Raw genomic sequence first — 19,295 nt, 5'->3', positions numbered from 1 at the left:
CGAGGGAACACACCCATGCCTGACTCCACCGTGTCCGACGCTGCCGTGTCGGAAACTGCTGTGCCCGATCCTGTTGTGTCCGATCCTGCTGTGGCCGAACCCCTTCGGCCTGCTGTGACCGTGGTCCGGTCCGGTCCGCTCACCACCATCCAGGACTGGCCCGGTCGCGCCGGTTACTGGAAGGTCGGCGTCCCTCCCTCCGGGCCGATGGACGACCTGTCCTTCCGCCTCGCGAATCTCGCGGTCGGCAATGCCGAGACCGCCCCCGGACTCGAGGCGACGCTGATGGGCCCGGCACTGCGGTTCGAGACGGACACAGTGGTCGCGGTGACGGGCGCTCCCGTCGCCGTGACCCTTGCCGGAAGAACGGTGCCGCAATGGGTTCCGCTGCGGGTGCGAGCCGGTGAGGTTCTCGACATCGGTGCGGTCGGCACGCTGGGCATGAGGGTGTACGTCGCGGTGGCGGGGGGAGTCGATGCCGAGGACTATCTCGGCAGCCGCTCCACCTTCACGATGGGCCGCTTCGGCGGACTCGACGGGCGCGCGCTCGCCGAGGGGGATCGGCTCGAGCTGATCGGCGGAGAAACAGCCGCGCCGCGTCGTATCCTCGGCGACGAGCAACCCGCCCTGACCAACAGCTGGCAGCTCGGGGTGACAGTCGGGCCGCACGGGGCTCCCGAGTTCTTCACCGAGGCCGACATCGCCGACGTGTTCGGCACCGACTACGAGGTGCACTTCAACTCCGACCGGACCGGGATCCGGCTGATCGGCCCCCAACCGCGGTGGGCGCGCAGCGACGGCGGCGAGGCCGGACTTCATCCGTCCAACATCCACGACAACGCGTATTCGGTTGGTGCGCTGGACTTCACCGGGGACACGCCGATCCTGCTGGGCCCCGACGGTCCCAGCCTCGGCGGGTTCGTCTGCCCGGTCACGGTGGTGACGGCGCAACGCTGGAAGCTCGGACAACTCAAACCGGGGGACACGATCCGCTTCGTCGCGGTCCGCAGCGAGGAAGCGGCATCACCCACCGAGATCGGCCTCGCGCGACGTGCCTGCTTCGTCGACGTCCTGTCCGGTGGCGGGGACACCGACAACGGCATCCTGGGCACCACGACGACGGCCGACGGGTCGACCGCGGTGACCTACCGCCGCAGTGGCGACGACAACATCCTCATCGAATACGGTGACATGAACCTCGATCTCGCGTTGCGGGCGCGCGTCCACGCGCTGAGCGAGCGGATTGCCGCCGAGAACCCCCGCGGCCTCATCGATCTCACGCCCGGCATCCGCTCACTCCAGGTCAAGGCCGACCCGGATGTGTGGTCGCAGAAGCAGATGCTGGAGTGGCTGACCGAATGTGAGAGTCAGTTGCCTGCGGCCGAAGACCTCGTCGTGCCCAGCCGGACCGTGCACCTGCCGCTGTCCTGGGACGACCCGGCCACGCGCGAGGCCATCGAACGCTACATGCTCGGTGTGCGATCCGACGCGCCGTGGTGCCCGTGGAACATCGAGTTCATCCGGCGGATGAACGGTCTGGACTCCGTCGACGACGTGTATCGCACCGTGTTCGACGCGAGCTACCTGGTCCTGGGCCTCGGAGATGTGTATCTCGGTGCGCCGGTCGCTGTTCCACTCGACCCGCGTCATCGTCTCGTGACGACGAAGTACAACCCGGCGCGGACGTGGACCCCGGAGAACGCGGTCGGAATCGGTGGTGCCTACCTGTGCATCTACGGCATGGAGGGCCCGGGCGGCTATCAGTTCGTCGGGCGCACGACGCAGGTGTGGAATCACCGGCATCCACGTCCCGCGCCCGGGTTCGATCGCGAACATCCTTGGCTCCTGCGGTTTTTCGACCGTATCCAGTGGTATCCGGTGAGCGCGGATGAGCTCGTCGACATGCGCGCGGACGTCGCCGCCGGTCGCGGCGACAGCACCAGGATCGTCGACGGCGTGTTCTCCCTCTCCGAGCACCAGCGCTTCCTGGACGACCATGCGGCCGACATCGCCGCCCGGCGTGCGACCATGGAGGCCGCCCGCGCCGAAGAACGTGAACGTTGGTCGCTGCAGGGCGAGTTCGCCGGTGGCGCGACCGGTACCGAGAACATCACAAGTGCCGGCAAGGCAGACGACATCGAGGAGCAGGTGGCATGAGCAGGATCGACGACGTGTACGCACGGATCGCCGAGGCGGATCGGCCGGAGGTCTTCATCGCACTGCGTCCGCACGCCGACGTGGCAGCCGAGTACGAGCGCTCCGTCGCCGCGGGCGGGCCGCTGGCCGGGGTGATCCTCGCGGTCAAGGACAACGTCGATGTCGCGGGTATACCGACGACAGCTGCCTGTCCCGGTTACGCATTCACCCCGGAGGCCGATGCGCCGGTGGTTGCGGCGCTGACCGAGGCGGGCGCCGTGGTGATCGGCAAGACCAACCTCGACCAGTTCGCCACCGGACTGGTCGGCACCCGCAGTCCGTATGGCGCGGTGCGGAACTCGCTCCGCCCCGATCGGATCTCCGGCGGCTCGAGTTCCGGGTCGGCGGTCGCCGTGGCACTCGGTTTCGCCGACATCGCGATCGGCACCGACACCGCGGGCTCCGGTCGTGTGCCCGCGGCGCTGCAGGGGATCGTCGGCATCAAGCCGACCGTGGGGGTGATCTCCACCGACGGTGTCGTGCCCGCCTGCGCCAGCTACGACGCGGTGACCATCTTCGCCGCCGAGCTCTCGTTGGCCAATCGCGCGATGGCCGCGATGGCCGCCGCCGAGGGGCCACGCCCGTTCGGGGCGTCGACGCCCTACGCCGCCCCCGAACGGCCGGTTGTCGCGGTCCCGGCCGAACTACCCGGACTCGACGAGCGATGGCGCGCGGCGTTCGCCGAGGCGATCCTGCGTGCCGAAGCCGCGGGACTGATCATCAAGACCATCGATCTCTCACCGTTCCTCGCCGCGGCCAGGTTGCTCTACGACGACGCCCTCGTCGCCGAACGCCACGACGCGGTCGGCGATTACCTCGCTTCCGTGGCCGACCCCCACGCCGCCGGTGTCGATCCGACCGTCGCCGGGATCATCACGGCGGCAGGACGTTTCTCGGCGGTCGACCTACTCCGCGCGCGTCGCCGCATGACCGAGCTGCGCGCGGAGGCGATGGCCCAGTGGGGTGACGCAACCGCACTGATGGTTCCGACCGCACCGATGCATCCGACGATCGCCGAGGTCGAGGCCGACCCGCTCGGCGTGAACTCGCGGATGGGGATCTACACCAATTTCTGCAATCTGTTCGATCTGTCCGGAATCGCCGTCCCGAGCGGCACGGTTGACGAAAATGACGGCAGTCAAGCGCAATTCGGTATCAGCTTTCTCGGCCTCGGTCACGCCGATGGCGTGCTCGTCGACGTGGCGCGCCGCTACCTCGGTGACCCGGACACGACCGCGTCGTGGGCCGAACCGGCCGACGCCGTCGAACTCGCGGTCTTCGGTGCGCACATGCGCGGTGGCCCGCTGACCCATGAGCTCAGTGAGCGCGGCGCGCGGTGGGCCGGCGAGATCACGACCACGGCGTCGTACCGGCTCGTCGCGCTCGACACGACGCCGCCCAAGCCGGGGCTGATCCGCGACCCGGCAGCCGGACGCACGATCCGGGGCGAGGTCTGGACGATGTCGCCGGCCGCTCTCGGCGAGTTCCTCGCCGCGTTGCCCGAGCCGATGATGCTCGGCAAGGTCGAGGTGGCCGCGGGGGCGACCGGGCCGTCCCGCTGGATCGTCGGATTCGGCTGTGCCGCAGATGCTGCCGAAGCGGGGACGGAACTCGACCGCGACCGTTGGTAGTCGCCCGGCGAGTTCCCCTGCGCCGTAGGACCTCTGGCGGCGCAGGAGCTGGACGTTCGTCCAGAAAGTCCGTTTCGCGCCGATTCATTCGATCGGCTACCGATCCTCGATCCGCGATGCTTAACTTACTCAGCTCGATGGGTTGGGGAGAAGAGAGTGGGACGGATGACCAGGGTGGGGCGCAACGGTATTCAGCGATCGGAGAAGGTCGCGCGGCGTGACGGCAGGAAGCAGAAGCGGCAGCACCGCGTGGCAGCCGGTGCGGCGGCACTGGCGACCGTTGCCGCGATCGGAGCGGGGCAGCTCGTCGAACCGGCACCGGCCGAGGCGGCTTTCCTACCGCCCGCGATCGAGGATTTGCGCGATTGGTCGAACGGCTTCGACCGCGGCAACCCGCTCGGCGGCCTCATCTCCGAGATCGGCAACGGTGAGCTGGCCGCCGCCATCGCAGAGCAATGGCGGATCCAGTCCTGCGTCTCCGCCGGCGCCGGCGGTGGTGCCGATTGCTCCCAGTCCAGTACCGATCTGGGCGGGCTGGGCATCGCGATCGTCCTCCCGGACCGGATCGAAGTGGTCCCGGTCATGGTCTACGACCCCGTCAAGGGGGTCTATGACTCCCTGTCCGGTTCCGTGCTGGGTGACATCGTCCGGTGGCTCGGCATCAACCTTCCGCCGGAGCTCACCGACGCCCCGGAGACCAGCGGCTCGTCCACGGTCGGCGGGAACGGCTTTCAGCTCGCGGTGGCGTTCCGGGGCGGCGACGCGACGGCGTTCTCGTACCTCCCGCTGAGCATCGCGACTGCCGGTGCGAGCGACGGGAACACCGCCAAGTCCTTCGCGCTGCTCGGCATGGCCCACGCGTGGAACACGGGTCCGCTCGACGTGACGGTCCTGGGCCAGGACACCGGCCTGACGATCCCGGGCATCAAGGGCGTCGGCTGCTACGGCGGTCTCACGGGCGCCTACGCCGACGGCGTCGGGGCGTGCGCAAACGTGTTGGGCACCTTCGACTTCCGGTACCGGCAACCCGACGGCGAGATCCAGTTCGCGCTCACCGATCCCAGCGCCTTGTTCACCGACCCCACCGGAGTCCTCGGCGGCCTCGGCCAAGAGGTCCTGACCGGTCTGCTCACCGCGATGTTGAGCGGAAGCGGAATCGACTTCGACGGTGACTGGATGTCGTTGTCCAAGGACTTCGCACGCCTGAGCGTCGGCGGCGACCACGATCTGTTCAGCGGTAACTTCCTCCGATTGACCAGCGACTACGGGTTCACCGATTCCATCACCGTGGACTGGCTGGGCTCGACGATCACCTTCCGGCCGCTGGTCGAGGTCAACGGCGAACTCCGGCCGAACCGTCTCGGGCGGCCCGTCATCGAGTTCGGGCAACTCGACACCGGCCAGATCGTTCCGATCGTGCGAATCCCGAGTTACGAGTTCCCCTTCGGCATCCCGGCGACCGATCCGATCGGCGGCGCCTCGCCGAGCGTCCTCGCGCGCACGAGCGCGGCGTCGGGCCAGGCTCCCGGCGAACCCGCGGCAACCACCGTCGACACCCACGAGGCCGCCGCACCGGACCCCGCTGCCCTGGACCCCGCTGCCCTGGACCCCGCTGCCCTGGACACCGCGGAAGTCGAGTCCGACAGCTACGTCGGCAAGCATCGGGCCGCCGATGACGGCTACGAGGGCAAGCATCGGGCGCCGGACTCCGCGCCCGCCGGCGCAGTCGGTGACGATGCCGGCGGTGGCGACCCAGACGGTGGCGACCCAGACGGTGGCGACCCAGACGGTGGCGACCCAGACGGTGGCGATGCAGGCAGTTCCGGCTCCGATGGGGACGGTTCCGACTCGGGTGGTTCCGATTCGGGTGGATCCGACTCGGGTGGTTCCGATTCGGGTGGCGCCGGCGACTCCGGCGACACGGGTTCGGACGGTGCCACGGGGTCCGGCGATGACGCCGGTTCCGACACCGACTCCGGTAGCGGTTCCGAGGAAGCGGCCGCCTGACCCGGCCGCCCACAGACCGGTGCCCCGGCGCAGGCCTCGAGCCGTGCCGGGGCACCGTCCACTTCCCGCACCGGTCCACGCCGGCGCTCGACGTTCGGCGCGGGCATGTCGTCGACCTCGTCGCCCCCCGCGATCTGCCACACCGCGTGTAACCCCGGCCGTGGTGAGCAGGGATGACTACGCTGGACCATCAGATCCCCGCTCGGCCGACGGCCGGTGGGACCACCAGGGAGGGCACCATGGCGATCGATCGGGACAAGAGCAGGGCCGTGTCGGAAGTCGTCCGCCAGCACCCGGTGATGAGCGTGGTCGCGGTGTCACCGGGCATCGCGGTGTTCGCGGTCCTGCTTCTCCTGGACCAGACCTTTCTGGCGATCCTGTTCGCCGTCCTGGCCGTCGGTGGCGGCCTCTACCTGCTAACACGCCGACGTTGAGAATGTCACCGGTCGTCAGGACCGCCCCCCGGATCCGGCGCGGCTACAGTGGTGCCCAACGAGCGGTGGCCACCGGAGCGGCGAGGGGAGTGGGGCGTGATGATCGTCGAGTCGATTCGTTCCCTCGGGCCCGGCGCCGCGGCAACCTCCCCGGCTGATCGGCGGGACGTCTGAGCATGGCCACGCGCGTCGACGCCTACATCTGGGCGATCCGTCTGACCAAGACCCGCTCCGCCGCCGCAGCGGCCTGCCGCGGTGGGCACGTCCGCGTCAACGGGGTCACCGCCAAGCCTGCGCTCAACGTCGTACCGGGCGACGAGATCCGCATCCGTCTCGCCGGGCACGAACGAGTCGTCGAGGTCACCAGGACGATCAACAAGCGGGTGTCGGCCCCGCTGGCCGCCGAGTGCTTCATCGACCGGTCGCCGCCGCCTCCGCCCAGGGAGATCCTGGCGAGCCAACCACGACGCGACCGCGGCGCGGGCCGCCCCACGAAACGTGAACGACGCCAATTGGATCGGCTGCGCGACGGGAGCCTCCTCGTCGCGTTGACGGCCGTCGTCGTACTGCTCATCGGTGCCTGTTCGTCCGACGATCCGCCGTCGGATCCGAACCGACCCAACACCCCGGAGGCCCCGGCCCAGGCGGGGTCCGGTCCGTTCTTCGGCAAGTGTGGCGGGGTGTCACTCGACGACGTCACCCGCATCACCGGCTTCGGCGGACTGACCGAGACAGTGAACAACACCTCGGTCTGCGAGTGGGACACCACCGGTTCGCGCACCGGGGCGGTCGCGTCCTTCAACTGGTACCGCGGTTCGCCGATCGGCCGTGAAGAGGCCAACGTGAAGCTGTCGCGCGACGCGACCAACAAACTCGAGATCGACGGCCATCAGGGCTTCATCGGATTCACCCAGTCTGGCCAGATCTGCGAGGTGGGGATCGGATTCGGCGCCGACTTCTTCGAATGGTCCATCCGCGGCGACGCCGCCGCCCCGCGGCCGATCGAGGAGATCTGCGACGCCGCACGCGAGTTGGCGACACTATCGATAGAGCGTGCATCGTGAGGCGGGCCATGGCGGTGCTGGTGGCGATGCTCCTCGGTGCCACGATCCTGGCCGGGTGCGCCCGCACCGTCGACGGTGAGCCGGTGCCGCTGGGTGGGGCCGGTCAGTCCGGCAGCAGCGACATCGACACCGACCAGTTCGACAAGCTGCTCCTCGAATGCGATGTGCTGCCCGACGCCATGATCGCCGACGTGGTGGCCGGCGGCGGGTTCGCCGAACGTTCCTTCAGCGGTGCCATCTGCCGGTGGCTGGTCTCCGGGGCCGCCGACGTGGTCAGCGTGACCTTCAACTGGTTCGAGTGGGGCAACGTCAACACCGAGAAGGAGACCGCCAAGAAGCTCGGTTTCCAGACCGAGAACATCAAGGTCGCCAGCCAGTCGGCGTTCACCCAGCGCAGTCCGGACCGGCCCGGGGTATGCGGCGTGACAGCTCGTGCGCCCAGCCGCGGCATCTTCACATGGTTCGTCGAACCGCGCAGTGCGCCGCAGGGCGATCCGTGCGCGGCGCCGATCAAACTGATGGAACTGTTACTGCAGGGCGGTCAGTGACCCCACCCGTGACCCTCACCCGGGGATCGGGCCGATCACCACGGTCGCCGCGACGACGAGCTCGTCGCCGGAACCTGGCATCAGCAGCCACACGGTCAGCTGGTCGTCGCTGCGGACACGGCGCACGATCAGCCGCGTGCCCGGCACGATCGGCCTCAGATATTCGATGACCACCCGGTGGGGGCCGTCGGTGAGGTCGGGATGTTCGACGAGTTCGTCCTCGACCGCCTCCAGGTAGGCGGCGTTGTTGAGGTGTTTGAACGGGTCGAAGTCGGTGATGCGCAGGACATGCTCGCGGTCGGGGGAGTTGATCTCCTCCGGCGCGGGTGCCTTCTCCGGGTTCATCGACCGCCAGCGCAGGCGATGTTCGTCGGTCATCGACGACAACATCGAGAACGCCTCGTCGGACAGCCGCGAGGGCACGCCCTGCTCGTTGACGTTGATCCAGAAGGCCTCGGTCTCGATGAGTCCCGTCGGACGGGGGTCGGGATTGAACCGGTTGGTCTCGTGTTCGGCGATGAGGCGGACCCGCATGTTGGTCCAGCGGGTCGACAGCGCACCGCACCAGCGCTGCGCGGTGACCGCTGCGGGCCAGGTGAAGGGCACGATGACGTCGATGATCGTGCGGCGGACGATCCAGAACGGGTCGGTGTGACCGAAGTCCGTGGCCTCGATGTTGTCGTTGGCGACGTCCTGGAGGTACCGGGCGACGGCGTCGAGCCGGACGCGCATGTCCTGGTCCACATCGCCCGTGCGGACCCGGTAACCGACCTCGTAGAACTGCGATCCGGGTTTGCGATCGGGTAGCGGTCCGGCGGACACTCCTGGCGTAACCTGGCTCACTCGAGTCCCTTCGATAGGTCGCAGGTATCTTTGCAGTTAAGATACAGTCAACCGCTAAACTAGAACACGTTCTACGTGTTGGATCACGAGGAAACAGCAGATGGCGCATGTGATTACCCGCCCATGTTGCAACGATGCAAGTTGCGTGAGCGTGTGTCCGGTGAACTGCATCCACCCGACGCCCGACGAGCCGGAGTTCCTCACGGCGGAGGCCCTCTACATCGATCCCGAGACCTGCATCGACTGCGGTGCCTGCATCGACGAGTGCCCGGTGGAGGCGATCCTCCCGGATGACCAGCTGACCGAACGCGACGAACCGTACCTGCAGATCAATGCGGACTACTACAAGGACCACGACGTCGAGGGCGGTCTCGTCCCGCCGCGTAAGTCGCCGCCCCTGCCCGACAAGGAACTCCACGTCGCGATCGTCGGCGCCGGCCCGGCCGCCTTCTACGCCGCCGAGGAACTGGTGCGCAAGCCCGCCATCAAGGTCGACATGTTCGAGCGGCTGCCCACCCCGTATGGATTGGTCCGCGCCGGCGTGGCCCCTGACCACAGCGCGACGAAGGGCGTCGAGAAGACCTTCGCCTCGATCGCGGCCAAGAAGAACTTCGACTACTACCTCAACGTCGAGGTCGGCAAGCACATCAGCCACGACGAGCTCGTCGCGCGCTACCACGCGGTCATCTACGCGGTGGGCGCCTCAACCGACAAGCGACTCGGCATCGACGGCGAGGACCTGCGCAACTCGGTCGCCGCGACCCAGTTCGTCGCCTGGTACAACGGGCACCCCGACTTCGCCGACCTCGACGTCGACCTCTCGTCGGAGCGCGCGGTGGTGGTCGGCAACGGCAACGTCGCCCTCGATGTGGCCCGCATCCTCGTGACCGACCCCGACGAGCTCGCCAAGACCGACATCGCCGACCACGCCCTGGCGGCGTTGCGTGAGTCAAACATCTCCGAGGTCGTCCTGCTGGGGCGTCGAGGCGTCGCCCAAGCCGCCTACACCAACAGCGAGTTCCTGGCGCTGGGAGATGTCGAGGGCGTCGACGTGGTGATCAAACCCGACGACCTGGCCCTCGACCCCGCGACCGAGGCGGCGCTGTCCGACGACACCCTCGACTCGACGATCGCCACCAAGATCCGCCTGGCCCGGGAGTTCTCCGAGCGGCCGCAGACCCCGGGCAACAAGCGCATCGTGTTCCAGTTCCTGACCTCGCCGGTAGAAATTGCCGGTGACGCCGAAGTCACTAGTCTTACGTGCGTGCGCAATGCCTATGCCGTCGCGGCCGACAGAGTCGCGGTGACCCCCACCGACCAACGGATCGACATCGAGACCGGTCTGGTCCTCCGCGCCATCGGGTACCGCGGGGTACCCGTCACCGATCTCCCGTTCGATGAGGGTCACGGTGTCGTCCCGAACACCGGGGGACGCGTGCAGACCGCCGCCGACGGCCAGGTGATGCCCGGGCTGTACGTCACCGGGTGGATCAAGCGTGGCGCGACCGGCGGGATCGGCATGAACCGCATCTGCGGTCAGGAGACCGCACACGCCGTCATCGCCGACTTCGTGGCCGCCGCCTTCGACGATCCGTCCACTTCGCGCGACGACGTCGCCGCGCTCGTCACCGACCGCGGCGCCAATCGGATCGACCTGGTCGGATGGAAGGCCATCGACGCCGCCGAGAAGGCCGCCGGCAAGGCCGCCGGCCGAGTGCGTACGAAGTTCGCCAGTGTCTCTGACTTCGAGGCGGCCGCCGCCGCCGGGGCGAAGTAACCGTGCGCATTGCGCTGCTGTCCTACCGCAGCAAGCCTCATTGCGGAGGACAAGGCGTCTACGTCCGTCATCTCTCCCGCGAGCTGGCCCTCCTCGGGCACAGCGTCGAGATCTTCTCAGGTCAGCCGTACCCGGAGTTGGATCAGGTCACGATCGACGCGGGCGTCACCGTCACCAAGGTCCCGAGCCTGGGACTCTACGACGAGCCGGACCCGTTCCGGACCCCTCGCCCGGGCGAGTACCGCGACTGGATCGACCTGCTCGAGGTGGGGTCGATGTGGACGGCCAGCTTCGGTGAGCCGCTCACGTTCAGCCTGCGAGTGGCGCGGCTGCTCAAGGAGCGTCGCGACGACTTCGACATCGTCCACGACAACCAGTGTCTCGGTTACGGATTGCTCGACATCCAGAAGGCGGGTTTCCCGCTGATCGCGACCATCCACCATCCCATCACCCGCGACCGCACCCTCGCGGTCCGCGCGGCCAAGGGATGGCGCAAGATCACCGCGTGGCGGTGGCATTCGTTCCTGCGCATGCAGGGACGCGTGTCGCGCCGGATTCCGGAGCTGCTCACCGTCTCGCGCAGCAGTGAGGTCGACATCCGCAAGGCCTTCGACATCCCGTCGGGCCGCATCACCACGATCCCGCTGGGCGTCGACACCGAGATCTTCACCCCGGGCGTCGATCGTGTGCCGGGGCGCATCGTCTGTGTCGCCAGCGCCGACGCGCCTCTCAAAGGGGTGTCGTACCTGCTGGAGGCGGTTGCCAAGCTGTCCGCCGAACGGAACGTCGAACTGGTACTGGTGTCCAAGTTGGATCCGAACGGTCCCTCCGCCAGGATGATCGAGGATCTCGCGATCTCCGACCGCGTGTCGGTGGTCTCGGGACTCGAGGACTCCGAGATCGCCGACCTCCTGGCCTCGGCCGAGGTGGCCTGTGTCCCGTCGCTGTACGAGGGATTCTCGTTGCCCGCGGTCGAGGCGATGAGCTGCGGTACCCCGCTGGTGGCCACGCGCGCCGGGGCGATCCCCGAGGTGGTCGGCACCGACGAGGAAGCCGCAGTGCTGGTGCCGCCGAGGGATTCCGGCCGGCTCGCCCAGGCGATCGGCAGGCTGCTCGACGATGCGGACCTGCGCGCACGACTCGGCGCGGGCGGGCGTCGTCGGGCCGAGGAGAACTACAGCTGGGCAGCGGTTGCCGCGAAGACGGCCGCCCACTACGAAACCGTGCTCGCCGCGTCCCGGCGGGCAACAGAAGGGACATCGAGTGCTGACAGTTGATTTCGACCGACTTGGCGTCGGACCGGGCACCAAGGCGATCGACATCGGGGCCGGGCAGGGTAGGCATTCGTTCGAGATGTTCCGTCGTGGTGCGGAGGTCATCGCCTTCGACATGTCCGAGAGCGACATGGCCGACGTCGGCGAGATGTTCGACGCGATGATGGCCGAGGGGGAGGTCCCCGCATCGGCCAAGGCGCGCGCCGAGGTCGGCGATGCGCTTCGTCTTCCCTACGCGGACAACAGCTTCGACGTCGTCCTCATGAGCGAGATCCTCGAGCACATCCCGAGCGACGAGGGCGCGATCACCGAGATGGCGCGCATTCTCAAGCCGGGCGGTGTCGCCGCGGTGACCGTGCCGCGATACTGGCCGGAGAAGGTCTGCTGGGCGCTGTCGGACGAGTACCACGAGGTCGAGGGTGGGCATGTGCGCATCTACAAGGCCTCCGAGCTCGCCGGCAAGTTGACCCGGGCCGGGCTGGAGGTCACCGGGACCGATCACGCCCACGCCCTGCATGCGCCGTACTGGTGGCTCAAATGTGCTGTCGGCGTGGAGAACAACGACAACGTCCTGGTGAAGGGCTACCACAAGCTGCTGGTCTGGGACATGATGAGCAAGCCGTGGCTGACCCGCGTCGGTGAGCAGGTGCTCAATCCGGTCATCGGCAAGTCGGTGGCCCTGTACCTGCGCAAGCCCGAGACCGTCACGACTTCATGACGGTGGCCTCATGACGGGCGCTCCGGCGGTCCCGGGTGTGGTCACGGCCGAGCAGATGCGCGCCACCGGCGCCGCGATCGTCGGCATGCAGGAGGAGTCGGGTGCACTGCCCTGGTTCCCCGGCGGCAAGACCGATCCCTGGGACCACATCGAATCCGCGATGGCGTTGTCGGTCACCGGTTTTCATGCCGAGGCCGAAGCCGCCTACGAATGGTCCCGACGCAAGCAGCGCGACGACGGCTCCTGGCCGATCCGCACGGTGTGCGGCACCGTCGAGGACGCCGGCACCGACAGCAACTTCGTCGCCTACATCGCGGTCGGGGTGTGGCACCACTACCTCATCACCGGCGACGATGCCTTCTTGCAGAAGATGTGGCCGGTGGTCTGGTCGGCCATCGACTGCGTGCTGCGGTTCCAACGCGACGACGGCGCGTTCCGCTGGGGCGGTGATCACCGGACCGGCGCGATGTTCGGCGAGGCCCTGATCACAGGTAATGCCAGCATCTTTCAGGCGCTGGACTGCGCGATCCGGATCGCCGGCGAGATGGACCAGCCCGACGAGGACTGGATCATCGCGCACACCAGGCTCGGTGACGCCATCCGCACCGACATCGTGCGAGACGACTGGGAGATCTTCACGCCGCCGTCCGAGCACTCCATGGACTGGTACTACCCGATCCTCGGTGGCGCCGTTCGCGGGCAGGACGGTCAGGAACTGATCGCCCGGCGCTGGGACGAATTCGTCGTACCCGGCAAAGGTGTGCGGTGCGTCGACCATCGTCCGTGGGTGACCGGCGCCGAAACATGCGAACTGGCACTGGCTCTCGATGCTCTGGGCGACACCGCCGACGCCATCGAGCTCATCGCCTCGATCCAGCATCTGCGCGATCCCGACGGGTCCTACTGGACCGGACTGGTTTTCGCCGACGGCAAACGCTGGCCGGTGGAGAAGAGTTGCTGGACTTCGGCAGCGGTGGTGCTGGCAGCCGACGCTGTCAGCCGGACGAGCGTGGCGAACGGCATCTTCCGGGACGTACGTCAGACGCTCGCCGCGCCGACGCCCTGATCCGCGCGAGTCCCGGTCGAAACGAAGTCGCACGCGACAACGTTCCGGAAAACCGACCTCGATCGAGGTCGGACACTCGGACCGATGTCGCGTGCGACGTCGATCCGAGTGCCGCTCCGCGCGATTACACCACCGCGGGCGCTATTCCCAGCTTGCCGGCCAGCTTCGCGAGGTAGCCGCTCGCGCGCTCCACGGAGTCGTCGGGGAGGCCGTACAGCACTGTGGTGACGCCGATGTCGCGCCACTTCTCGAGCTTCTCGGGCACGGGTTTGAAGTCGAGCACCACGATTTCGGGGTCGCCGTCGCGCCCCGCGTCGGCCCAGATCTGCTTGAGGAGTGCCACCGAGCCCTCGATGTCCTCCTCTCCCGGCGTGGTGATCCACCCGTCGGCGCTGCGGGCGATCCACTTGAAGTTCTTCTCGTTGCCCGCGGCGCCCACCTGGACCGGGATGTGGGCCTGAGTCGACTTGGGCCATGCCCAACTCGGGCCGAACTTCACGAACTCGCCGTCGAATTCGGCCTCTTCCTGCGTCCACAGAGCGTGCATCGCCTCGAGGTACTCCCGCAGCATCGTCCGGCGGCGCTTGGGCGGGACGTTGTGATCGGCCAGCTCGTCGAGGTTCCAGCCGAAGCCGACGCCCAGCGTCACCCGGCCGCCCGAGATGTGATCGAGTGTCGCGATCGTCTTGGCGAGGGTGATCGGATCGGACTGGACGGGAAGTGCCACCGCGGTGGCGAGCCGGATGCGTTCGGTGACCGCGGCCGCCGCAGCCAGCGAGGTCCACGGGTCGAGTGTGCGCATGTAACGGTCGTCGGGCAGTGTCTCGTCCCCCGTGCGGGGATGGGCGGCGTCGCGTCGTGTCGGGATGTGTCCGTGTTCGGGCACGTAGTACGACGCGAATCCCGCATCCTCGATCAGCGGCGCCAGCACGTGGGGCCGCAGCCCCCGGTCGCTGGTGAACTGCACGATCCCGAACTCCATGAGGCCCTCCGACTGCGTGGTGTGACCGTCCGGCGGACCACGAAACACGTTGCCGGACGGTTGACTGGACACCAGTCTAGGTGATGGGGGTCACCGGCACCAGGGTTTGCCGGCTGCGCTCAGCCAGTCGGGTCCGTGGACGTCCGGGGGTCGGTGTTCAGACCCGGGACGACGAAGACGTCCATGTGGTGCCGGACCTGGGCGGCGTCGTCGATGTCGATGGTTTCGCCGGGGGAGGTTCCGAGGCTGATCAACACGCGCGCAACCCATTCGGCGACCTCGGGGAGGTCGTGGCCGGGATGGATCTCGCCACGTGCGGCGGCCGCCTCGACGTAGGGGAACCAGAAGTCGGCGAGATCGGGGATCAGTTTCACCACGCCGACGCCCGCGCATTCGGCGAACTCGGTCGGTTCCTCGGTGCGGAGGCGCAGCAGCAGGGTTCCGGGATCGTCGTAGGCCCCGCGGCCGATGCGCACGCCGGCGGTGAGTTGTCCCGCGAAGTCGTCGATCGCGTCGAGTTCGGCGCGCGCGTCCCGCCAGAAGGACTCGCTGAGCCGGACGATGGTGGCCCCGATGATGGACGGTTTGTCCGGAAAGTGCCGATACAGCCACGCGCGGGACACCCCGGCGGTCTCGGCGACCTGCTGCATCGTGGTCGCGCGAATTCCCTTCTCCGCCAGCAACTTCTCCGAGGCGTCGAGTAGGCGTTCGTGGACCGCAGTGGTCGTTGCCTCGGTCACCGTCGTCTCCCGCATCGTCCGTCGAATCCACGTGGACGGCCGCATGTCCACCCTCCGCACACTAACAACCGCGTAGACAGTTCACGGAATCTGTGTACACGGGTACCCCGATCGTGTAGACAGAAATTCGAATGTGTCTACACCTGACGTGACCGCACCCGTGCGCTCACAGCGAGGGGGCCCTGCGCCTATGTCAACCACCGTGTCCTCACCGACCACCGCGATCATCGGCGCCGGCATCAGCGGCCTCACCGCGGGCAAGATGCTCACCGACTACGGTGTCCCGTACACCTGTTTCGAGAGTTCGGACCGCGTCGGGGGCAACTGGGCCTTCGGCAATCCGAACGGCCACAGCAGCGCCTACCGGTCGCTGCACATCGACACCTCGAAGCATCAGTTGTCGTTCCGGGACTTCCCGATGCCCGACGACTACCCGGACTTCCCGCACCACACCCAGATCAAGACCTACCTCGACTCCTATGCGGAGGCCTTCGATCTGAACTCCTCGATCGAGTTCACCAACGGCGTCGAACACGCCCACCGGCTCGACGGCGGAGGGTGGGAACTGGAAACCCAGCGCGGTGAGCGTCGCCGGTTCGACCTGCTCGTCGTGGCCAACGGGCATCACTGGGACCCCCGGTACCCCGACTTCCCCGGCGAGTTCGACGGAATCGAGATGCACGCTCATCACTACATCGATCCGCGGACGCCACACGACTTCATGGGCAAACGCATCCTGGTCGTCGGACTCGGGAACAGCGCCGCCGACATCGCCGTCGAACTCTCCTCGAAGGCGATGGAGAACACGCTCACCCTGTCGACGCGGTCCGGCGCGTGGATCGTGCCCAAGTACTTCGGTGGCCAGCCCGCCGACAAGTTCTATCGGACCACCCCGTACCTACCGACGTCCTGGCAGCGGAAATTCGTTCAGGTCATGCAGCCACTCACCGCCGGGCGACCCGAGGATTACGGACTGCCGACGCCGAATCACAAGTTCTTCGAGGCGCATCCGACGCAGTCCGTCGAACTTCCCCTGCGACTCGGCTCCGGCGATGTCATTCCCAAGCCGAACGTGAGTCGGCTCGACGGTTCCACTGTCCACTTCGACGACGGCACCTCCGACGACTTCGACATCATCATCTACGCAACGGGTTACAACATCACGTTCCCGTTCTTCGATCCCGAGGTCATCAGCGCCCCGGACAACCGCATCGATCTGTACAAGCGCATGTTCTACCCCGGCATCGACGACCTCGTCTTCGCCGGTTTCGCGCAGGCCGTGCCGACCCTCTTTCCCTTCGTGGAGTGTCAGGCGCGACTGATCGGCGCCTACGCGACCGGCAACTATCGGCTGCCTCCGGTGCACGAGATGCGGGAGACGATCGTCGCCGACATGCAGTACTACACCGGTCACATGCTCGACCGGCCAAGGCACACACAGCAACTCGACTATTACCTGTACGAACACAACATGCGCACCAAGGAGATCCCCGAAGGCCGGCGGCGAGCCGAAGAGCAGGGTCCGCCCGCGTGGGCCGGGGTGGCCGCGCCGGTCGCCACCGCGTCGGGGGTGACGGCATGACCACACCGAATGGGGCAGTGACCGTGCGCTTCTCGTCGTCGGGTACCGACTGCGACGCCTGGTTCTTCGCCGGAGCCGAGACCTCGCCGTTCGAGGTCGACGGCACGCGGCCGGTCGTGGTGATGGCGCACGGCTTCGCCGGGACCAAGGACGCCGGACTGGAACCGTATGCCCGGCGGCTCTCCGAAGCCGGTCTCGCGGTGTTCGCGTTCGACTATCGCGGCTTCGGGTTGTCCGGAGGGCAACCGCGACAGCAGGTCTCGATGGAACGGCAGGCCGACGACTATCGGGCGGCGATCGTGGCGGCCAAGGAGCAGCCGGGCGTCGATCCGCAACGGGTGATCCTCTGGGGCGTCTCCCAGTCCGGCGGTCATGCGCTGGCGGTCGCCGCCGATCGCACCGATGTGGCCGCGGTGATCGCCGCGATCCCGCTGGTCAACGGTCTCGCGGCGGGTCGCGTCGCATACCGCCAGGCCGGTGGGCTGGCCATCGCCAAGTCGACCGCCACGGCCGTGGCGAGTTCGCTGGCGTCGCGCCTGGGCCGCGCGCCGAAGATGATGCGCGTCGTCGGCGATCCCGGTGACCACGGTGCCGCGCTGACGGCTCCCGGTTTCAAGGAGAGCTACCTGGCCATCGCCGGGCCGTCGTGGCGAAACGAGGTGGATGCGTCGGTCGGTCTGGAGGTGGGGGCCTTTCGCGCCGACAAGTACGCCGGGCGCGTCGCAGCGCCGGTGCTCTTCCAGATCGCCGACCATGATTCGGCCGCACCCCCGCACGCCGCGGCGAAGACGGCGTTCAAGGCGCACGCCGAGGTGCGGCACTACCCCTGCGACCATTTCGACATCTTCGAGGGCAACGACTGGTTCGAGCCGAGCGTGAGCCATCAGATCGCGTTCCTGACACGGCATCTGGCGAAGACCTCCGAGCCTGCCGATGCGGGTGCCCGATGAACCGCGCGATCGTCATCGGAGGAGCGTCGGGAATCGGGCTTGCGACGGTCGACGCGCTGGCGGCCGAGGGCGTGCAGGTCATCGTCGCCGATGTGGATGCCGAACGTGCCGAGAAGGTCGCGGCCGAACGCGCCGACACCGTTCGGGCACTGCGCCTCGACGTCACCGACGAGGAGTCGGTGGCCGAGGCGTTCGACGCGGTCGGCGAGTTCGACACCGTGGTGAACTGCGCGGGCCTGTCGGACCCTGGTGCGCTGACCGAACTCGAGCTGAGCGCCTGGCGTCACACGGTCGACGTGTGCCTCACGGGCACGTTCCTGGTGATCAAACACGCCGGCCGTCGGATCGCCGACGGTGGCTCGATCACCTGCATCGCCTCGCTCAACGGTCGGCAGCCGGGCGCCGGGATGGGTTCGTACTGTGCCTCGAAGGCGGGGGTGCTGATGCTCGTCGAGGTTGCGGCCCTGGAGTTGGCGGAACGGGGGATACGGGTCAACGCCGTATCGCCGGGTCTGGTGTCGACGCCGCTGACCGAGGGCATCGGATTCGTGCCGGGTCTCACCGAGGAGTACATCGACAACACGCCACTGGGCCGCAGTGGCGAACCGGCCGAAATCGCCGACACCATCGCCTTTCTGGCGTCCGACAAGGCGCGATGGATCACCGGCGCGGCCTTCGACGTCAACGGCGGTGCCCACCTCAAGCGGTATCCCGACGTGCTGGGCAAGGTGCGGGCGCTCGCCGATCAGGGCTGAAGCCACCCGCACCGGGCCGCGTCAGACCTTCGGTGTCAGCGGTGCGCCGACCTCGCCCGAGTCACGGCGCAGCACACGCAGTGAACCCTCGGCCCGGACCTCGGTGAACTGGCCGGTTTCCAGGGCCTGGCAATAGATCTCGTAGGGCGGGCGTCCGCCGTCGGCGGGATCGGGGAAGACGTCGTGGATCAGCAGGGCGCCACCGATGCGCACCCACGGCGCCCACCCGTCGAGGTCGTTCTGTGCGGCCTCCATGCTGTGGCCGCCGTCGATGAACACGAAATCGGCGGGCTTGCCCCACATCTTCGACGCGACGGTCGACGGCGCGAGCACGCCGACCACGGTCTTCTCCAGCCCGGCGTCGAACATGGTGCGACGGAAGCGTGCCGAGGTGTCGAGCGTGCCGGTGTGCGGGTCGACGAGTGAGGTGTCGTGGTACTCCCAGCCGGGCTGGTGCTCCTCGGAACCGCGATGATGGTCGACGGTCACGATGACGGCGTCGTGGGCCTCGCCCGCGGCACCGAGGAAGACCGTGGACTTTCCGCAATACGTGCCGATCTCGATGCCGACCTTCGTCGAATCAGGTTGTGACAGAAACTCTCCGGCGATCTCGAAGAGGGTCTGTGCCTCGTCGAGCGGCATGAAACCAGGGGTCTCGTCGGCGACTCGGAGGCGTTCGGGGGACGGTGCATTCGGCGACGGTGCCGCGGGTTGTGACATGGCACCAG

Annotated in this window: 17 protein-coding genes; 13 read left to right on the top strand and 4 right to left on the bottom strand. The window is 67.9% G+C overall.

From position 1 onward, the window contains the following. Positions 1-15: 15 nt before the first annotated feature. The 6 genes from H1R19_RS18460 to H1R19_RS18435 all read left to right on the top strand — a co-directional run bounded on the left by H1R19_RS18460 (position 16) and on the right by H1R19_RS18435 (position 7,880). Entirely contained in the window at positions 16-2,157 is a 2,142-nt protein-coding gene (locus H1R19_RS18460; RefSeq protein WP_219849769.1) for a 5-oxoprolinase/urea amidolyase family protein, read from the top strand. Then, a complete protein-coding gene (gene atzF, locus H1R19_RS18455; RefSeq protein ID WP_188328815.1) occupies positions 2,154-3,827 on the top strand; it encodes an allophanate hydrolase in 1,674 nt (557 codons plus the stop codon). The genes H1R19_RS18460 and atzF overlap by 4 nt, the downstream gene beginning before the upstream one ends. Before the next feature lie 165 nt (positions 3,828-3,992). Next, positions 3,993-5,834, top strand: a complete 1,842-nt coding sequence (locus tag H1R19_RS18450; protein ID WP_244970749.1) for a hypothetical protein — start codon at positions 3,993-3,995, stop codon at positions 5,832-5,834. 239 nt (positions 5,835-6,073) lie between these two features. Next, positions 6,074-6,268, top strand: a complete 195-nt coding sequence (locus tag H1R19_RS18445; protein WP_188328933.1) for a hypothetical protein — start codon at positions 6,074-6,076, stop codon at positions 6,266-6,268. Between the two features lie 176 nt (positions 6,269-6,444). Further along, positions 6,445-7,332 carry a DUF3558 family protein gene (locus H1R19_RS18440; protein WP_188328814.1) on the top strand — a complete coding sequence of 296 codons (888 nt, stop codon included), beginning with the start codon at positions 6,445-6,447 and terminating at the stop codon, positions 7,330-7,332. Further along, positions 7,329-7,880: a DUF3558 domain-containing protein gene (locus H1R19_RS18435; protein ID WP_188328813.1), complete on the top strand. Its 552-nt coding sequence runs from the start codon at positions 7,329-7,331 to the stop codon at positions 7,878-7,880. The genes H1R19_RS18440 and H1R19_RS18435 overlap by 4 nt, the downstream gene beginning before the upstream one ends. A gap of 15 nt (positions 7,881-7,895) precedes the next feature. On the opposite strand, the gene H1R19_RS18430 is transcribed toward H1R19_RS18435, so the two are convergent. After that, complete coding sequence (locus H1R19_RS18430; protein ID WP_188328812.1) at positions 7,896-8,723, bottom strand: acyl-[acyl-carrier-protein] thioesterase; 828 nt, start codon at positions 8,721-8,723, stop codon at positions 7,896-7,898. A gap of 100 nt (positions 8,724-8,823) precedes the next feature. Between H1R19_RS18430 and H1R19_RS18425 the strand changes: the two genes are divergently transcribed. Genes H1R19_RS18425 through H1R19_RS18410 form a run of 4 tightly spaced genes read left to right on the top strand, consistent with a single transcriptional unit; the run spans position 8,824 to position 13,558 of the window. Next, a complete protein-coding gene (locus H1R19_RS18425) occupies positions 8,824-10,500 on the top strand; it encodes an FAD-dependent oxidoreductase (protein WP_188328811.1) in 1,677 nt (558 codons plus the stop codon). A 2-nt stretch (positions 10,501-10,502) separates the two neighbouring features. Then, positions 10,503-11,777 (top strand): glycosyltransferase family 4 protein, encoded by a 1,275-nt coding sequence (locus H1R19_RS18420; RefSeq protein WP_188328810.1) that lies wholly within the window; start codon positions 10,503-10,505, stop codon positions 11,775-11,777. Beyond that, complete coding sequence (locus H1R19_RS18415; protein WP_219849768.1) at positions 11,764-12,492, top strand: class I SAM-dependent methyltransferase; 729 nt, start codon at positions 11,764-11,766, stop codon at positions 12,490-12,492. The genes H1R19_RS18420 and H1R19_RS18415 overlap by 14 nt, the downstream gene beginning before the upstream one ends. Positions 12,493-12,502: 10 nt before the next feature. After that, the gene (locus H1R19_RS18410; protein ID WP_188328808.1) at positions 12,503-13,558 is read left to right on the top strand and encodes a prenyltransferase; all 1,056 of its coding nucleotides are present in this window, start codon (positions 12,503-12,505) and stop codon (positions 13,556-13,558) included. Positions 13,559-13,682: 124 nt separating this feature from the next. Here the strand turns inward: H1R19_RS18410 and H1R19_RS18405 are convergent, their stop codons facing one another. Then, positions 13,683-14,540 (bottom strand): LLM class F420-dependent oxidoreductase, encoded by an 858-nt coding sequence (locus H1R19_RS18405; RefSeq protein ID WP_219851773.1) that lies wholly within the window; start codon positions 14,538-14,540, stop codon positions 13,683-13,685. 119 nt (positions 14,541-14,659) lie between these two features. Then, positions 14,660-15,280, bottom strand: a complete 621-nt coding sequence (locus H1R19_RS18400) for a TetR/AcrR family transcriptional regulator (protein ID WP_188328807.1) — start codon at positions 15,278-15,280, stop codon at positions 14,660-14,662. Between the two features lie 202 nt (positions 15,281-15,482). Here H1R19_RS18400 and H1R19_RS18395 point away from each other — a divergent pair, with 202 nt between their 5' ends. From H1R19_RS18395 to H1R19_RS18385, 3 genes are read left to right on the top strand one after another with little or no spacing between them, the layout of a single operon-like run. Further along, complete coding sequence (locus H1R19_RS18395) at positions 15,483-16,862, top strand: flavin-containing monooxygenase (protein WP_219851771.1); 1,380 nt, start codon at positions 15,483-15,485, stop codon at positions 16,860-16,862. Beyond that, the gene (locus H1R19_RS18390; protein ID WP_219849767.1) at positions 16,859-17,812 is read left to right on the top strand and encodes an alpha/beta hydrolase; all 954 of its coding nucleotides are present in this window, start codon (positions 16,859-16,861) and stop codon (positions 17,810-17,812) included. Before H1R19_RS18395 ends, H1R19_RS18390 begins: the two co-directional genes overlap by 4 nt. Continuing rightward, positions 17,809-18,567 (top strand): SDR family NAD(P)-dependent oxidoreductase, encoded by a 759-nt coding sequence (locus H1R19_RS18385; RefSeq protein ID WP_219849766.1) that lies wholly within the window; start codon positions 17,809-17,811, stop codon positions 18,565-18,567. The genes H1R19_RS18390 and H1R19_RS18385 overlap by 4 nt, the downstream gene beginning before the upstream one ends. Before the next feature lie 21 nt (positions 18,568-18,588). On the opposite strand, the gene H1R19_RS18380 is transcribed toward H1R19_RS18385, so the two are convergent. Beyond that, a complete protein-coding gene (locus H1R19_RS18380; protein ID WP_188328804.1) occupies positions 18,589-19,287 on the bottom strand; it encodes a class I SAM-dependent methyltransferase in 699 nt (232 codons plus the stop codon). Between the last annotated feature and the right edge of the window lie 8 nt (positions 19,288-19,295).

It is taken from the genome of Gordonia jinghuaiqii, from assembly GCF_014041935.1.
In the GTDB taxonomy this organism is placed as follows: Bacteria; Actinomycetota; Actinomycetes; order Mycobacteriales; family Mycobacteriaceae; genus Gordonia; species Gordonia jinghuaiqii.
Note: the sequence above shows the minus strand (reverse complement) of the source record. Positions and strands in the feature narration are given on the sequence as shown.

Excerpts from the sequence above, each read along its gene's own strand:
- atzF (WP_188328815.1), top strand. The coding sequence starts at position 2,154 with ATGAGCAGGATCGACGACGTGTACGCACGGATCGCCGAGGCGGATCGG.
- H1R19_RS18385 (WP_219849766.1), top strand. The coding sequence starts at position 17,809 with ATGAACCGCGCGATCGTCATCGGAGGAGCGTCGGGAATCGGGCTTGCG.
- H1R19_RS18450 (WP_244970749.1), top strand. The coding sequence starts at position 3,993 with ATGACCAGGGTGGGGCGCAACGGTATTCAGCGATCGGAGAAGGTCGCG.
- H1R19_RS18405 (WP_219851773.1), bottom strand. The coding sequence starts at position 14,540 with ATGGAGTTCGGGATCGTGCAGTTCACCAGCGACCGGGGGCTGCGGCCC.
- H1R19_RS18445 (WP_188328933.1), top strand. The coding sequence starts at position 6,074 with ATGGCGATCGATCGGGACAAGAGCAGGGCCGTGTCGGAAGTCGTCCGC.
- H1R19_RS18410 (WP_188328808.1), top strand. The coding sequence starts at position 12,503 with ATGACGGGCGCTCCGGCGGTCCCGGGTGTGGTCACGGCCGAGCAGATG.
- H1R19_RS18390 (WP_219849767.1), top strand. The coding sequence starts at position 16,859 with ATGACCACACCGAATGGGGCAGTGACCGTGCGCTTCTCGTCGTCGGGT.
- H1R19_RS18380 (WP_188328804.1), bottom strand. The coding sequence starts at position 19,287 with ATGTCACAACCCGCGGCACCGTCGCCGAATGCACCGTCCCCCGAACGC.
- H1R19_RS18425 (WP_188328811.1), top strand. The coding sequence starts at position 8,824 with ATGGCGCATGTGATTACCCGCCCATGTTGCAACGATGCAAGTTGCGTG.
- H1R19_RS18440 (WP_188328814.1), top strand. The coding sequence starts at position 6,445 with ATGGCCACGCGCGTCGACGCCTACATCTGGGCGATCCGTCTGACCAAG.
- H1R19_RS18460 (WP_219849769.1), top strand. The coding sequence starts at position 16 with ATGCCTGACTCCACCGTGTCCGACGCTGCCGTGTCGGAAACTGCTGTG.